Source organism: [Clostridium] symbiosum, from assembly GCA_036419695.1.
GTDB classification, from domain to species: Bacteria; Bacillota; Clostridia; order Lachnospirales; family Lachnospiraceae; genus Otoolea; species Otoolea symbiosa_A.
Genome location: CP143946.1, coordinates 4578474 through 4594770 on the forward strand (window position 1 = coordinate 4578474; position 16297 = coordinate 4594770).

15 protein-coding genes are annotated in these 16297 nt (G+C 34.5%); all 15 read right to left on the bottom strand.

Annotation, left to right across the window (positions count from 1 at the left end; genetic code table 11):
- Positions 1–38 precede the first annotated feature (38 nt).
- The 15 genes from V3C10_20470 to V3C10_20540 all read right to left on the bottom strand — a co-directional run bounded on the left by V3C10_20470 (position 39) and on the right by V3C10_20540 (position 16240).
- Positions 39–1208, bottom strand: a complete 1170-nt coding sequence (locus V3C10_20470; GenBank protein ID WVP61651.1) for a DegT/DnrJ/EryC1/StrS family aminotransferase — start codon at positions 1206–1208, stop codon at positions 39–41.
- A gap of 14 nt (positions 1209–1222) precedes the next feature.
- Complete coding sequence (locus V3C10_20475) at positions 1223–2164, bottom strand: GDP-L-fucose synthase (protein ID WVP61652.1); 942 nt, start codon at positions 2162–2164, stop codon at positions 1223–1225.
- A gap of 36 nt (positions 2165–2200) precedes the next feature.
- The gene (gene gmd / locus V3C10_20480) at positions 2201–3241 is read right to left on the bottom strand and encodes a GDP-mannose 4,6-dehydratase (GenBank protein ID WVP61653.1); all 1041 of its coding nucleotides are present in this window, start codon (positions 3239–3241) and stop codon (positions 2201–2203) included.
- An 84-nt stretch (positions 3242–3325) separates the two neighbouring features.
- Positions 3326–4363 carry an acyltransferase gene (locus V3C10_20485; GenBank protein ID WVP61654.1) on the bottom strand — a complete coding sequence of 346 codons (1038 nt, stop codon included), beginning with the start codon at positions 4361–4363 and terminating at the stop codon, positions 3326–3328.
- Entirely contained in the window at positions 4360–5433 is a 1074-nt protein-coding gene (locus tag V3C10_20490; protein WVP61655.1) for an NAD(P)-dependent oxidoreductase, read from the bottom strand. Before V3C10_20490 ends, V3C10_20485 begins: the two co-directional genes overlap by 4 nt.
- A 4-nt stretch (positions 5434–5437) precedes the next feature.
- Positions 5438–7006, bottom strand: a complete 1569-nt coding sequence (locus V3C10_20495; GenBank protein ID WVP61656.1) for a lipid II flippase MurJ — start codon at positions 7004–7006, stop codon at positions 5438–5440.
- A 9-nt stretch (positions 7007–7015) separates the two neighbouring features.
- Positions 7016–7822, bottom strand: a complete 807-nt coding sequence (locus tag V3C10_20500) for a hypothetical protein (protein ID WVP61657.1) — start codon at positions 7820–7822, stop codon at positions 7016–7018.
- A gap of 3 nt (positions 7823–7825) precedes the next feature.
- Positions 7826–9184 (bottom strand): O-antigen ligase family protein, encoded by a 1359-nt coding sequence (locus V3C10_20505; GenBank protein ID WVP61658.1) that lies wholly within the window; start codon positions 9182–9184, stop codon positions 7826–7828.
- Entirely contained in the window at positions 9178–9900 is a 723-nt protein-coding gene (locus V3C10_20510; protein WVP61659.1) for an IspD/TarI family cytidylyltransferase, read from the bottom strand. The genes V3C10_20505 and V3C10_20510 overlap by 7 nt, the downstream gene beginning before the upstream one ends.
- A 96-nt stretch (positions 9901–9996) precedes the next feature.
- Positions 9997–10899, bottom strand: coding sequence for a LicD family protein (locus V3C10_20515; GenBank protein ID WVP61660.1), 903 nt, complete (start codon positions 10897–10899; stop codon positions 9997–9999).
- 110 nt (positions 10900–11009) lie between these two features.
- A complete protein-coding gene (locus tag V3C10_20520; protein ID WVP61661.1) occupies positions 11010–12218 on the bottom strand; it encodes a glycosyltransferase family 4 protein in 1209 nt (402 codons plus the stop codon).
- Positions 12218–13243 carry an ATP-grasp domain-containing protein gene (locus V3C10_20525; protein WVP61662.1) on the bottom strand — a complete coding sequence of 342 codons (1026 nt, stop codon included), beginning with the start codon at positions 13241–13243 and terminating at the stop codon, positions 12218–12220. Before V3C10_20525 ends, V3C10_20520 begins: the two co-directional genes overlap by 1 nt.
- Complete coding sequence (locus tag V3C10_20530; GenBank protein WVP61663.1) at positions 13203–14381, bottom strand: pyridoxal-dependent decarboxylase; 1179 nt, start codon at positions 14379–14381, stop codon at positions 13203–13205. Before V3C10_20530 ends, V3C10_20525 begins: the two co-directional genes overlap by 41 nt.
- Entirely contained in the window at positions 14378–15043 is a 666-nt protein-coding gene (locus tag V3C10_20535) for a sugar transferase (protein ID WVP61664.1), read from the bottom strand. Before V3C10_20535 ends, V3C10_20530 begins: the two co-directional genes overlap by 4 nt.
- A gap of 54 nt (positions 15044–15097) precedes the next feature.
- Complete coding sequence (locus V3C10_20540; GenBank protein ID WVP61665.1) at positions 15098–16240, bottom strand: aminotransferase class I/II-fold pyridoxal phosphate-dependent enzyme; 1143 nt, start codon at positions 16238–16240, stop codon at positions 15098–15100.
- Positions 16241–16297 lie beyond the last annotated feature (57 nt).

Here is a 16297-nt window from a genome sequence, read left to right on the forward strand (position 1 = left end):
AACACTTTCTCAAGAGTTTCTGAGCTGTTTAATCGCTTCTACCTATTTTTTATTATTTCAGATAATGTCTCAATAAAGTAATCTACTTCCTTATTATTATTCTGACTATGATTACCGACAAAAAATCCACAATCATGAATCTCATCAGCATTGACCAGTCTTTCCGGAATAGAATAATCCATATATTGGATTACCTTATTTCGTGTAAAGTTTCCAGCTACAATTGGGCGGCACTCTATCTCTGATTTACCCAATCTATCTACGATAATACTTCTTTTACCTGCAAGACTGCCCGTCAAAATCATTCCAAATCCAAACCAAGATGATTGGCCTACCTCCTTCTGTATTCGGACCTCTGGAAACTGCTTCATCTTTTCAATAAAATATTCGGCATTCTTTCTCCTGTTCACAATCATTCCATCAATCTTATCCAACTGCTCAATGCCAATGGCTCCCTCCATATCAAGAGGTCTGAGATTAAATCCCGGAACTATAAAATTATAGCTCTCATAGAAAGGGTCCTCTTTTTTCTTATAGATGGAACTTCCTTCTGGTAGATTTCGAGTCCAGCCATGCGCTCGTATTGCTAACATATATTCATACAACTCATTATCGTCAGTCGTAACAACTCCCCCCTCCATTGTACACATATGATGAGAATAGAAAGTTGAGTATGTACCCATTAATCCGATTGTTCCAAGATACTTATCTTTGTATTTTGCTCCAAGGGACTCACAGTTGTCTTCTATAAGAATTATATTATTATTTTCGCATATATCAAGCAATGCATCATAGTCATTTGAATTGCCTAAAAGATTTACAGCAAAAATCATCTTTGTATTCGGAGTAATAATTCTTTTGACACTTTCTATATTTAAATTGAAAGTCTCCTTATCAATATCAACAAAGACTAATTTCATTCCAAATTGCTCAAGCGGAGCATACGTGGTACTCCACGAAACAGCAGGAACAATAACCTCTGCTCCTCTGGGAATTCTACCTGAATACACAAGTGCCGCAATGGCCAGTAAATTAGCTGCTGAACCTGAACTTACCATAATAGCATTTTTTGCCCCAAAATGTTTTGCAAATTTTTTCTCATAACTTGCAACATTCTTCCCCATTGTAAACATTCCTGACTCAATAACTTTATTAATAGCCTCAATCTCTTCTCTTCCCCATGGGTTGTCACATAATGGAAATCTCATCTTTATTCCTCCGATCAATTAAATCTATTATAATTATCTAAATACCACTTGTATGTCAACTCTATTCCTCTCTCAAGCTCTGTCTTATAACGCCACCCAGCATTGGCAAGCTTATCTACATTTAATAACTTTTGTGGCATTCCATCCGGCTTTGAAGTATCATATACTAATTTTCCTTTATATCCAATTACCTTCATTACCACTTCTGTTAATTCTGTTATGCTATAGTCTTTTGCCGTTCCAACATTAAACCATTCATTTCCAGAGTAAGAGTTTAGTAGATAATAACATGCATCTGCGGCATCATCTACAAACATCAATTCTCTCCTGGCATTCCCAGTCCCCCATACTACAATTTCTTTATTATTCCTCAGTTTGGCCTCATGGACTTTTCTTATTGTCGCTGCTACCACATGCGATCGAATTGGATCAAAATTATCTTCATAGCCGTACAAATTACATGGCATGACACTGATATAATCCGTTCCATACTGCTTATTGTAATACTCACATAATTTCAAACCGGCAATCTTGGCAATTGCATAGCCCTCATTGGTTGGTTCAACTTTACCATCAAGCAAGCATTCTTCTACCATGGGCTGAGAAGCTAATCTTGGATAGATACAAGAAGAACCTAAAAATAGAAGCTTTCTCACATCATTTTCATATGCCGAATTAATAACGTTATTCTGTATTGTCAAATTATCATACAAGAATGTCGCCGGTTGTTTTATGTTTGCCATAATGCCCCCGACGCGAGCTGCAGCCAAAACTACTACTTCTGGCCGTTCTTTCTGAAAGAACTCCTGAACATCTCTTTGATTCCTTAAATCTAATTCTTTTGATGTTCTAAATATAAAATTAGTATATCCTTCTTCTACAAATTTTCTATAAATTGCCGATCCAACCATTCCCCTATGACCCGCGATATATATTTTTGCATTTTTATCAATCATTACTGCACTATCCTCCTTATGGGGATTCTTCTATACTTATAACTTATTTATTGCCTTTTCTCTCTTGGCAAGCTCACGATCATGCTTTGCCATTATATTGACTAAAGCAGCATAAGAGGTCTTCTGAGGATTCCAACCAAGAACCGTCTTTGCCTTAGTCGGATCTCCCCAAAGATTGTCCACATCCGTAGGTCTAAACCATTCCTTGTTTACGCAAATAAGCAATCTGCCATTATCTGCATCATAGCCTTTTTCTTCAATGCCCGTCCCTTCCCATCTTAAAGTAATTCCATTTGCTAAAAATGCTCTCTCTGTAAAGTCTCTAACTGTGTGCTGCTCTCCCGTCGCAATAACAAAATCCTCTGGTGTATAATGTTGAAGCATCATCCACATACACTCCACATAATCTTTTGCATACCCCCAATCGCGAAGAGAATCCAGGTTTCCAAGTTCAAGACGATCTTGAATCCCTTCTGCAATGCGTCCGGCCGCAAGTGTTATTTTTCTTGTAACAAAATTCTCTCCACGACGCTCAGATTCATGATTAAACAGAATGCCATTGACTGCAAACATACCATAAGCTTCACGATATTCTTTTGTAATCCAGAAACCATACTGTTTCGCTATAGCGTACGGACTATAAGGATGAAATGGAGTTGTTTCTTTCTGCGGTATTTCTTCTACTTTACCGTATAATTCCGACGTTGACGCTTGATATATCCTCGTTTTCTTAGTAAGTCCAAGAATACGGCAAGCCTCTAAAATTCTTAGAACACCAAGTGCATCAACATCTCCTGAATATTCAGGTACATCAAAAGAGACCTGTACATGAGATTGTGCTGCAAGATTGTAAATTTCATCTGGTTGAACAATATTGATAATCCGAATCAAACTACTAGAATCAGAAAGATCACCGTCGTGCAACGTTATATGATTAATAATGTGATTGATTCTTCCTGTATTTAAAATAGATGCACGGCGAATAATTCCATGCACCTCATAACCCTTGTCCAGTAAAAATTCTGATAAATAAGAGCCGTCTTGTCCTGTTATTCCTGTAATTAATGCTTTTTTCATTATGTTAATCTCCCTTAATAAAACTTTTTTCTGAAAATAATTGACAGATTTCAGTCGTACATTCCATAGTAAGGAATGCCCCTTCTAATCTAAAATTCTGTAATGTACTATCTTAATAATTGGCTTTAAAATACCATTGATTTTATCAAGCATCAAAAATAATGGTATCATTAATATTTCTCGTACAGAATCTATTACGAGACAAATCACAAAAATTGCAATTGCTTCGATGGTAATATATAATGGTAATAAAGGAGAATAAAAATCAAAAACCACCCCTATACTTTCCATTAATATTTCTATTGTTCCTTCTAGCAGATATATACCCAGTGTTCGTTTTGCAATTTTATTAATAAAATGATTTTGATAATTACTTTTCTTAGCTAATAAAAAAATCAAAGAACTGGAAATGACTATAAACATAGAACAATCATATGAAAAAGGAAGGTACCATCCTCCCCGATATTTGGTAGTAATACAATTCATTACAAACTGAGTAAAAAAAAGGCCTAAAAGTGTAGTTACTATTTTGTTCTTATTCATATCAACATCATATTTTTTAATATAGCCACCTATGAAATATATTAATAAAAGATTAAGCGGACCTTTTCCACAGTCATTCATTACTTGCAACTGCGTCAATGTTGGTAACACAGAAAAAACAAATGCCAAGGAAGCTATTAATAAACCGAGTTGCTTTTTTTCCAAAAACTCCACTGCCATATTTAAAAACCTGCTAAAAAACATCAATAACAGATACGAAGAAATAAACCAGTATTTTCTAGTCGAAAACGGAAAAAATGCTAACCAGAGTTCCCGGATGTTAAATTCATGCGTTATCATTACCATACTTACAATCACCTGCATTAGTGAATAAAATACGGTAATAATCCACAATTTAACAATAGAATTTACACTAAACTTTATCCCATAGTACCCTGAAATTAAAATAAATATTGATACCCCACAATTGAATAAAGTATTGATACCTATTCCAAACAATAAATTAGTACCTGAGCTTTCAAAACGATATATTCCAAATAAATGCATCATTATAATGCCAAAAATAGAAATAAGGCGCAGCAATTCAGGCATCGTATCACGCTCTACTTTTCTATTCATCGTTCATCCTCTTCTTGTTTAAACTTACATGTGTCAGCACAATTTTTTATACTAGAAATCATGTCAATATAGGCATCCTTTAAATCATACTTTGGATTCCATCCAAGTGAATTTAGTTTTGTTGTATCTAAATCCATATATAAAATATCCGCATAGGCACTGTTTTTCTCGCTTACATCTGAGAACTTTACTTGTATTGCATTATCCGATAATTGAGTGACAGTTTCCGCCATCTGCCTTATCGAGCAATATGTGTTTTCGTTCGCAGCAGTATACACTTCTCCTGGAATTCCTTTCAATAATACAGTCACGATTGCTCCTGCTGCATCCGTAACATGTAAATAAGAACGTTCTGTTTCACCATTTGTTTTAAGAACTATATCTTTTTTTTCCACAAGGCATCGCATAAATTCGGCAAATACCCGTCCATCATTGTACTCAACACCCGGACCAAAGGTTTGTGTTAACCTAATAATGTTTGTATTTACTCCGTATTCCTTAAAATATGAATAGCAAAGGTTTTCACACTGTACTTTGCTTAGTGGATAACTATTTCTACATACTGTTGGTAAAAAACAACCTATTTGTTCCTCAGTAACCTTTTTACCCTTTTGCGGAAATCCATAAACTTCCATGGTTGATAAAAAAACCATATTTAAAACATCATTTGCCTTTGCCAATTCAAGAGTTGATAAGGTTCCAAGTAAAAATGTTTTGATTGTTTCTACAGGATAATTATGAAAAAAACAACTCGAAGTCGGACCGGCGCCGTGTATAATATAATCCACATGTTCTTTAATTGTATGTAGTTTTGTTAAATCAGTCTTTATGATTATCAAATTATCATATTCAGCAAATTCTTTTTTTGCTTTGTTAATATCCCTAGTCGGTACTATTATTATAAGACTCAAACTATAAGCAATGTCTGCCTCTTTAATAATTCTAATCAGGCTTTTTCCGATCAAACCAGTCCCACCAGTAATGAGGATTGTTTTTCCTTTCATTTGTTTCCAGTCTGATTCTCTCAAATAATCAAGCAAATATAAGTGCTTCTCATTATTAAATCCCATATCTTCACTCCTCACCTTTACTAGAAATGTTTTCAATAAAATACTTTATTATACTATGTTTTGTTAGAAAAAGGCTTAAGGTGTAGACTAAGCTTTCCAATATCCCAGTTACCATCAATTTCAAAAACGTATTTTCGACTCTAAAATAATTTCGAAAAACATAACCAGCTGACAAAGTCACGATCAATGCAATAATTACTTTTAGTATGTTGAAGGCTATATTCTTTGTTACAAGCTTTCTGCCTAAGTATTTATTAATAGATTTTACGAGCATTAAAGTAATTAAAAAAACCGATATTGTACTTGCCAGTGCAATACCTTTTATCCCCAATCTCTTAGCCAACAAAAAACTTAAAACCAAGTTAATTAACATTCCTACTATACTGTTTTTCATTGGTGTTATTGTATCCTGATACGCATAAAGTATTTTCGTAAAAACTTCACGACAAATCATAAAAGGAAATCCCAACGCGTAGCAACATGCCACTAAATTAACCGTGTTCGTATCACCAGGTAGAAAATTCCCTCTTTCAAAACAAATTTTAGCTAAATCAATTCCTTCTATTAAATATAAAGCAACCACCAATCCCATAATCGCAATGGAAGAGTCTACTATTTTTCTAATAAGCTGAATCAAGATTTCATTGTCTATTTTTCGTGAAATACTTTTCGTGATTTTCGGAAGTAATATTGTTCCTAAGGTGGTTATTATCGTAGCATTTACAATATCATTGCTCATAACTTGACCATAGTATAGTAATGAGACGGAACCACTTTTTCCTGAAGATGCAATGATCCTATCTATCAAATTCCCAAGGTCAATAATTGAATTTCCAATAACCAGTGTCAATGTACCCTTAATTACTTTCTTGAAATCCCTGTTTTTTAACGGATTAATCCACACATAATCTATGTGCTTCAGAGCAAGAATAAGTACGTAAACAGCATGCAAACAGTAGCCTGTTAAAAAACCAATAACTAAAGAATAAATACCCAATGTAGAATTAAACAAAACAATCGATAAAACAATCGATACACTGAAAAATAGTGTCAGGAGTTTTGAAGGAATAAATCGCTCATTGCCATCAAGTATTCCTTGCGATACGCCAATTATACAGGTACAAACTATACCCGGTGTTAAAAATATTAAAAATTCACCAAGTTGTTTTTTTTCTGCTACTGTATAAGATATACCTAGCACTCCGGATATCTTGTCAGAAAATAGAACAATCAAAATAACAAGAATTAATGCTATCACAGTAAATACAGCAAATGCATTACAGGCCAAAGCATTGGCTCTATCAGGGTTCTTCTTTTCTTTTAATTGTACATATTTTGTGATCAAACTTAATGATATTGCCGAGGACTGTATTTGACCTAACATAGACATAAATCCATCAGCTGCAAAGTACAGATCTGTAACAACAGAAGCTCCAAATGCCCAAGCTATTACTGATTGTTTTACAAACCCAAGGACTTTACCCACTAAAACAACAGCACTCATAATGATGGCACTTTTTGTAGTCTTTTTGCTTAAAACAGTATTATTTCGTTTCTTTTCTTTCACCATCATTTAATACCATTAAGATACAAACTTAAAGCCAAACAATTTTAGAAGTTTTTTGACCTGTTTTCTTGTTTTATAACTCATAAATGAGTGAGCGGATGTTTTTACGTAGTCATAAAGCTCAAGCATTATTCCCATACATTCTCTACTCCCCTTATTAAGCTTTAATTCCGTTTTTTTATTATAATATCTCATAACACGCCCAACCCATTTACCTTGAATAACCGCATTTTTGTATCCCATAATATCTCTTGTATCATACATTATGCCTGGAATTCGATTTACTTCTTTTGACTTAGAAAACTTTTCAATAAAATATTTTTCAAATTCCCAGGGTGTATCCATACCATTCTGTCTTAATAATTCAAGATAATTGATAAAGTCTTTTTTTCTCCAAATAGCTGGTTGCAAATTAATTGCATAAACAAAATCACTATTCACATAGCATCTTGTTGACTGTTTATGAAAGTCTCGAACAGGTGACAATCTATAGAAATACAGGTCTTCATTTTCCATCAAAGTAATAATTTCATCTAAATCGGAATTATTCACTTGTTTGCTAAAATAATAATCATCAAATAAAAATAAGATATACTCTTCTTCAACTAAATACAATGCTTTTAACGTGCAGTCAAACCATCCCATATCACTACCCGTTTTTAATATATTTACATTATTATTTGTATAATCTATTTTATTTGTGACCAGATATTTACTATATTTACAATCGGGCCAATAATAATTAAATACAGAAAAAAAGTTTTGCCATAAATCACTATTTTTATCATAAGAATCAATAAAAACTCCTAATTTTTCTTTCATTTTCTATTCCTCTTCCTGTAACTTATGAGTCAAATTCACTGCATTTGTTTCCATTAGCATACATTTTTCTATTACAAAAAAATAATCCTCACATAAAACAGCCATAGCAAACATAAACCAAAAATTTTGTCCATACATATTAGGGTCAATGAAAGACAGACAAACATGAAATACCAAAATTACAAATGGAAAAATGATTAATTTTTTGAGAATCGCCGGATATGCTTTCTTATATTTAATTGATAAAATTTTTCGGATAGCCTGATAAATTAATAATATAATTGGAAAAGTGATAAGCACTGTGCCAATAAAGCCAGTCTCACATAATAATTGTAACAAAACATTATGTGTTTCCCGAATTTCTTGTCCCGCATATACCTGTAGAAATTCTCCAGTTGTATAATTAGCAAACCTTCCCCAACCAATTCCCCAAATAGGATTATTACAAAATAACTTCCAAGCTGTTTCCCATAAAAAAATCCTTCCACTACTAAAATCTATACCAGCAGAACCATTAGACTGTAGAATTCTTTCAAACATAATTTGAAATCTTGCAAAATATCCTTTAGAATAAAATACAAATAGCCCTATTAATACTCCTGGTAGTAATATCATTAAATTGATGCCCTTATTTTTAGCATATTTTATCTTTTTAAAATCAAAAAAAATAGAATATGTGATTAAAATTGTAACAATAGCAGACAGCAACTCTCCTTTTCGTCCTTCCAATATCAGTCCAGCTATTAGAACAGCCAATACTAATTTATTAATTAATTTACGGCCATAGCTCGCTATGTCGTCAGCCAATACTGCACCAACTCCAAGCATTATAACGCAATCCCCCCAAGTATAACTATTTCCAATAGCAGGACCATATCCAAAGTTGTAATTTAAAAGAACTTTTTCTGCTAAATCTGGCGCTAAATGGGGGACAATTAACCTAAAATAAAGGGTTGAATAAATTCTAAAGAAGGAAATATACATGGCGACACAGATTCCAACAATTTGTACAACTTTAAAAAATCGCGCAACCTCAACATTGCTCAGCTCTGCAAACAATACAACCATGGACATGGAAATTACATATATGATCATATTAAATACATATCCATCATGTAACGCTAAAGGATTTAATATTTGAATCAAAATGATAAATGCCATTGCCACAAAACTTAGCCTTGCTGTACTTACCTTTATTCGTAATCTTCTGCTTCCTAAGATAAAAATAACAGTACCTATCACTGTAGCAAGCCAAATATATCTGCTCCGCACCCCAAAACTGCCAGCGGCAAAGCCATAATAGCAGAACAATAACAAAGATAATAAATAATTAGACTTGGTTTTGCTATCATTTATCAGCATAAGCCTTTCCCTTTCTTCATAGCATAATATAATGCCTCAAAAGAATAAAAATCATTAGGTGTAGTAATTTTTATATTTTCCGAACCACATTCTGTGGTATATAAAGTAAAACCTCTGGCTGACATTAATGTTGCAGAGTCTATATATGAATTATCACCACACGTGATGGCCCACTTATGAGCTTCATATAAATCCCCTACTCTAAAACATTGTGGTGCCTTGGCATATCTACATTCAGAACGATCAATTGTTTCTCTTAATTTACCATCTCTTTCAATACGAATGATAGTTTCTATGGCCTTTGAAACTGCTATGCTATTACCATATCTCCTACATGTCTCAATACTTTTTGTTATTAATTCTTCTGTAATTAAAGGTCTAACTCCATCATGCACAAGGACAATATCTTTATCTTCAACATAATTAGTGCATGTCACTAGATAATCTAATCCATTATAAATAGAATTTTGACCTGTTTTGCCTCCTGGTATAATACATCTTACTTTATTCAAATTAAATTTTTGTTTTAAATCTTTGCTAAAGTTAATCCAATCTTTATTGACTACCACAACTATTCCATCAATGTCTGGATGATTCTCAAACTTTTCAATAGTATGTACCAAGATAGGCTTATCATCGACATTGAGAAACTGTTTCGGCATTTCACTTTTCATTCTGGTGCCAACACCGCCAGCAAATATAATCACATAGTTCACGTTATATCACTTGTTTGATGTTCATGATAAAAAAACATCACTTTTCCTTCCCTTTTAATATTGTAATTTATTCCTGTAAGTACTGAATTATTTTCATTATAATCTGACCTCCGAAATAAAATGGCTTTCTTTTGCTTTATCGGGTGGAGGAGTCATATAATCTGCTCCGTATAGACCAGATAAATACTGTTTAATATCTCTGGGGGCATAAAAATTATGATCCATAAACTTCATCTCTACTACCGGAAAGAAACAATCCAAAGGATAAATTTCGCCGAAATAATGTTTTCTACCAGTCGCACTAGTAATTTTGGCTGTCTCCTTTTTATACATGATAGTTCTATCAACTAAATCAAACCACTTTTCAGGTGAGAGGAAACTAAAAAAGCTTCCAATTACATTCCTAAATAGCAGCATCTGCCTTCCTGACTTTGTTTTTTTCATATATTTACAAAGAAGTTTATCTGGATATTTCCAATCCATTACACACGATGCAATTCCCATTAACATATTAGCCGTATTACCTGTTACCATTCTGCTTAATAAATTATCCGGTACAAAATCATACGGAAAAATATCAATATATACGCTCTTTGGCTGAAATGGATTATTATCGCCAAGAGAGCGAAGCACTGTTCCCTTCTTAAAAATTTGCATGAATCTATTTCCGTTCGGATATTTTGAATTAGGACAACGTAGTTCATATTTGTCGCTAAATTCATCATCAAAAATTTCAATTATCTTTAAATAATCAGCTCTGCTTAAACCAAAGTCCATATCATCATCCCAAGGAATAAAGGTTCCATATCTTAAAGCGCCTAAAAGTGTCCCTCCAACCATAAAAAGTTTGATACCATTTTTTTTACACCGTCTGTCTAAGTCACATGCCATTTCATAAAGGCAACCTTTTAATTCTTTTTTTTCATTTTCGCTTATGGTTCTGAACTCTCTTTCATTTTTTGAAATTTCATTCAGCAGACCTTTATAGTCAAAAGACATTGGTTTCCCCCCTTAAACATTTATAGCTACAGAATCCTCCACAATACCATAATAGTTAAAAAGAAAACATAACAAATTCTTCTTACATAATTATTCATAAAACTTTTAAACTAAATCTTATCTGTCATTAAATGGCATATTTGTAAGTATGTCTTAGCTCTGTCAAACCTTTCTATACCAAGTTTTCTACTGTTCTTCCCCATTCTACTGCGCAGTTCTGAATTTTCTGAAAGCAGCTTAATCCTTGTTGCCAATTCTCCCACATTTCCATTCTCGCAGGTAAAACCGCATTGATATTCTATAAGAAGATTTTTATATTCTTCACACTCTTGCGTACTTATTACTGGAAGTCCCGCTGCAGCATAGTCTCCAACTTTATTGATAATGCTTTGAGCTGCCCCGCTCATGATAGGATTTATTGCAATATCACACTGGCACAAAAGCGACACCATCTGTGGATATGGAAGCCTTCCAGTAAAGGTACAGTAAAGGTTTTTAACCTTTGCGTATTCCTCGAATTTATTTTTTAGTGGTCCATCTCCTAATATCATAAATCGAATACATGGATTATTAAGCTGTTCCAGCGCATCTAATACCCCTGTTAAGTCATAACTATGGCCAAGCGTCCCAACATAAACCAGCCATATTTCATCCTTATTTTTTAATACTTTATGTATTTCTTTGAATTGCTCAAATTTCTTTAAATCTGTTCCCAAGTAGACGCTTAATCCGTTTTTTTCTTTTGTATTTACCCTCTTTCCTCTAATAAGGTAAGTTTCTGATACCGCAACTATTCTGTCTGCTCTCGAATAAATTTTTTCCGCTTTTCTTTTTAACGATGAAAAGAGGATCGATCCAAGGGGGCGATACGGCAGTACAAGTTCAAAAGCTTCTGGCCATAAATCTTGAATATCAATAATAAATTCCACTTTATTCTTTTTAGCATACTCAGATGCCTCCCATGCCAAATCTAATGATGGAACAGCGCAATAAATCACATCTGGTTTTCTTCTTTTTTTCAAATATTCGCGCAGTCTGGCACCTAGTTCCCTATGACTTTTTATCCGTTTCAAACAAACATTTTTTCTGTATCCTGTTTCATGTAGAAGCGTTATTTTAAAATTTACCTTTTCTGCCAACACTCTTTCCAGTTTTCTATGTTCTTTTTGAATATGAATAAAATCAGAAGTTACAACTTCCACCTCTGCTCCCTGAGAGACAAGCATGTCTGCAATATACAGAAATCTATCATTTCCCTTTTCCCATGGAAAATCCACAAAATGGGATATAATTATAATATCTTTTTTATTACATTTCATTAAAGAACCTGCTTCCGATCATTCACCAATTTTAAATCTAAATATTTCATCATATAAATATTTTCTTTGTAATTGCCTAAGTCTGGCTTATTTTCTATACCATTCATATTATTGAGCATTAATTTAATAAAATTAATACCGCATTCATAAGCATGCGGATATCCGCCTCCAAATCTGGGATTAACCTCTGATATATACATCTTTCCATCCTGTTCAAATAAATCTATATCAATCGGACCAATAGTCCCTAATTTGCTTACAAATCTCTCTACAAAGTCAAACATGTCTCTTCGTACAACTGATACTGCTTTATCCGTCTCTCCTGCACGCATTAAAAGTTTTTTCTTCACAAAAACTGAAGTTACCTTTTTAGAAATCAAATCTGTATATACATCTATTCCATATTCCTGCCCTTTCATCAGCCTTTGTATCATCATTTCTGGCTCTCTTTCACAAAGCAGTTCCAATGTCTTAATATCTGTCACTATTTGAGCCTGTACGCTGCAACTTCCATGAATTGGTTTTACAAACACTGGAAATGTTTCTTTTTCTTTTGTATATTCGCCAATAAATTCCGACAAGCTTTTATAGGTTGGTACGGTATTTATAGAATGAACTCTACAAAAATCAAACATTCTTCCTTTATCAAAACAAGTTTCCACCACCTCATAATCTGATACAAAAACTGAGACGCCGATTTTCTCAAACCTATCTCTATTTTTTGATAAAAGGCTAAGTTCTGGATCAATTAACGACAAAACTCCTTTAACATTCTCTTCTTGGCATATTTTTAAAATTATATCTAAATATTTTTCATCATTGATTTTAGGCACAATAAAATGTTTATCTGCCTCGTATAAAGCCGGCGCCAGTTCCCAGCAATCTGCAGCAATCACATTTCCACTACCGTTTAATTCATGCTTAAAGTATTGAACTATTTTGTTTCTTGTTCCACAACTTAAAATAAGAATATTCATTTTATTATTAAACCTCACCATATAAACTACTGCCTGCCAAATAATCATCCTCTGTCCATTTACGCCGGACACAATAATATTTTTCGTTTTCCTCTACATACACGGTTGGAAAAAATTGTATAAATAAGGGTGTCAGACATAACGTGTACGCCCCTACTTTGTGATATATAATTTGATCCTCTCTTTGAATATCTTTTTCATTTTTCAGCTGAAAAAGACGGTCATGTTCCATACAGGTAAATCCGGATATTGTTTGCTTCTTGATAATCTTTCGCTCTTCATTCTTTCGCAAAACTTCATAGAAATATGAACTTTTATTCATGAGCGGGTCTATATTCGTCCTACTTCCATCCGTTACAATAAAACGATTATGTAAAGTCTCTTTGACATCCATTACAGAGGTGACATAATCAATATATGCTCCTACAACTGACATGCCCGGTTCTATAATTAAAAGCGTTTCTTCTATATCCACAAATGGCGAAAAGCCTTCCGATATTACTTTTAAGTAGTCATCAAATGACGGCTTTCCTGGAAGACCACCAAAAAATCCACCTCCTACATCTATAAAATTCAATTTTAAGTTATACTTTTTAATTACATCGACTGTTTTTTTGACAATAGCTGCATAAATATTAAGACTTCTCGTCTTGGAACTACAATGCAAGTGGAGTCCCGAAACAGAAATTTTTCTATCATTCATGTATATGAGTGCCTGTTCTAATTCTCCATTTTCATAGCAAAAGCCAAATCTTCCGTCTTCACTACCGCACTGTGTTTCTCCAATACATTCACTTTCTATATTAAAATTAACCCTCAATCCAATATTATAATTGGGAGAAGATCCGGCCTCGACTAACCATTCAAGTTCTCTCTTTGAATCAATATTTACTATTGCCCCTCCTTTCACAGCCTCAATAAATGTTTTTTTGCTCTTAGCCAGTCCATTATATATAATCTCATCGACCCGATACCCAAGTTTTTTTGCAAGTGCATATTCATCCTCTGATACCACTTCGGCTAAAGAACCATGGTATTTCATGAAAGTAATTATCCACGGAAGTGAATTTGTTTTAAACGAGTAACCAATCATAGACTTCATCCAATATTTGTCTAAAGCTTTTTTCAAACTTCCCAAATTCTGTTCCATTTCCTTTTTATGTATTACATAGTATGGTGTTTTCACGAAAGCTTCTCCTTATATGATCCTTTAAAATCTTCCATTGTCTCACTTGTCTCTGAATGGATCCCCTCCTGTTTTAAAACAACCCTCACTGATTCAAAAAGGATAAACAGGTCCATCCGTAATGATAGTTTGCGAACATAAGACACGTCCCACCGAAAACGTTCTTCCCAGCTAATTGCATTCCTACCCTTAACTTGTGCCAGTCCTGTAAGCCCCGGTTTCACATCATGCCTATGCTTCTGTTCCTCATTGTATAAAGGTAAGTACTCTACCAATAACGGTCGTGGCCCCACTACACTCATATCCCCTTTCAAAATATTAAACAATTCCGGAAGCTCGTCTATACTGGCCGATCTTAGCTTCTTTCCAAAGCTTGTCAGTCTTACATCGTCCGGCAATAGATTTCCGTCTTGATCTTTTGTATCCGTCATCGTTCTGAATTTGTACATTTCAAAAATATTTTCATTTTTTCCTGGGCGCTTCTGGCGAAATATAACAGGACTTCCCAGCCTCATTCTGACCAAAAACGCCGTTATCAGCATAATTGGCGATAGAACAATTATTCCGAGAAACGAAAGAATGATATCCATAAGTCTTTTTCCATATTTTTTATAAAAAAAGCATGTTTTTTGTAGCTTTCTTTTGTTTCTTCTCTTTTTCATCTATTCCTCCAGAACATCTAATTCGAAAATCACTTTTCCAAATCAAAACAATAATTAAAAGCATTCTCTAACGATTCCAATAACCCGTTCCATATCCTCATCCGTATTTTTCACATCGCTGGGCAAGCATACCCCTCTGTCAAAAATATCCTGGCCAATCGACTTACCATTGAAACTCTCCACCTGTATAAAATCATTTTCCTGATAAACCGGCTGTAAATCCATCGGTTTCCAAATCGGCCTGCTTTCAATATTTTCCTTTTCCAACGCCTCCATAATAACAAGCGGCGATATTCCCCTCTGGATACATTCCGGTTCCAGGGTAATGCATGACAGCCAGTTATTAGCCTCACCGTCGGGATTCAATGGATTCATCCGAATCTCTGGTATATCCGCAAAAGCCTCCTGATATCTTCGGTAAATATGCTGCTTCTTCTCCTTATATTTATCTAAGGTCAGCAGCTGCCCGCGGCCGATTCCGGCGACGATATTACTCATCCGGTAATTGTATCCTATCTCTTTATGTTCATAATGCCTTGCTGCTTCTCTGGCCTGTGTTGCCCAGAATCTGGCCTTTATTATGTCCTTTTCACTATCTGACACCAGCATTCCGCCGCCGGAGGTCGTAATTATCTTATTTCCGTTAAATGAAAAAATGCCGTACTTTCCAAAAGTACCGCATCCTCTTCCTTTATATGTACTGCCGAGCGCTTCCGCCGCATCTTCAATCAACGGCACGCCATGTTTCTCACAGATACCCATAATCTCATCCATTTTAGCAGGTGTACCGTAAAGATGAGCCAGCAATACGGCTTTTGTTTCAGGATATTTCCGAAAGCCTTCTTCCAGCGCTTCGGGCGACATATTCCATGTATCCTTTTCCGCGTCGATAAAAACCAGCTTTCCTCCTTCATAGGTAACAGGATTACAGGTTGCGGCAAATGTAAGAGAAGATGAAAGTACCACATCCCCTGGCCCTATTCCTGCCAGCTTGACTGCAAGATGCAGTGCTGCCGTCCCGGCGCTTAATGCTGCTGCATGCTTTGAGGCGACATATGCCGCAAGTTCATTTTCAAATTCATCAACATTTTTTCCAAGGGGCGCCACCCAGTTTGTATCAAAGGCCTCCTGGATATACTCCATTTCATGCCCATTCATTGTCGGACTGGATAAAAATATTCTTTTTTGCTTTCCCATCCTTCACCCTCTCTTCCTTAATACCATCACATTCGTTTTATTAATCTATTTTTATTA

What these genes read in the sequence shown, in the direction of transcription:
- V3C10_20470 (WVP61651.1), bottom strand. Translation starts at nt 1,208, where the DNA reads ATGAGATTTCCATTATGTGACAACCCATGGGGAAGAGAAGAGATTGAG.
- V3C10_20475 (WVP61652.1), bottom strand. Translation starts at nt 2,164, where the DNA reads ATGATTGATAAAAATGCAAAAATATATATCGCGGGTCATAGGGGAATG.
- gmd (WVP61653.1), bottom strand. Translation starts at nt 3,241, where the DNA reads ATGAAAAAAGCATTAATTACAGGAATAACAGGACAAGACGGCTCTTAT.
- V3C10_20485 (WVP61654.1), bottom strand. Translation starts at nt 4,363, where the DNA reads ATGAATAGAAAAGTAGAGCGTGATACGATGCCTGAATTGCTGCGCCTT.
- V3C10_20490 (WVP61655.1), bottom strand. Translation starts at nt 5,433, where the DNA reads ATGGGATTTAATAATGAGAAGCACTTATATTTGCTTGATTATTTGAGA.
- V3C10_20495 (WVP61656.1), bottom strand. Translation starts at nt 7,006, where the DNA reads ATGATGGTGAAAGAAAAGAAACGAAATAATACTGTTTTAAGCAAAAAG.
- V3C10_20500 (WVP61657.1), bottom strand. Translation starts at nt 7,822, where the DNA reads ATGAAAGAAAAATTAGGAGTTTTTATTGATTCTTATGATAAAAATAGT.
- V3C10_20505 (WVP61658.1), bottom strand. Translation starts at nt 9,184, where the DNA reads ATGCTGATAAATGATAGCAAAACCAAGTCTAATTATTTATTATCTTTG.
- V3C10_20515 (WVP61660.1), bottom strand. Translation starts at nt 10,899, where the DNA reads ATGTCTTTTGACTATAAAGGTCTGCTGAATGAAATTTCAAAAAATGAA.
- V3C10_20520 (WVP61661.1), bottom strand. Translation starts at nt 12,218, where the DNA reads ATGAAATGTAATAAAAAAGATATTATAATTATATCCCATTTTGTGGAT.
- V3C10_20525 (WVP61662.1), bottom strand. Translation starts at nt 13,243, where the DNA reads ATGATTATTTGGCAGGCAGTAGTTTATATGGTGAGGTTTAATAATAAA.
- V3C10_20535 (WVP61664.1), bottom strand. Translation starts at nt 15,043, where the DNA reads ATGAAAAAGAGAAGAAACAAAAGAAAGCTACAAAAAACATGCTTTTTT.
- V3C10_20540 (WVP61665.1), bottom strand. Translation starts at nt 16,240, where the DNA reads ATGGGAAAGCAAAAAAGAATATTTTTATCCAGTCCGACAATGAATGGG.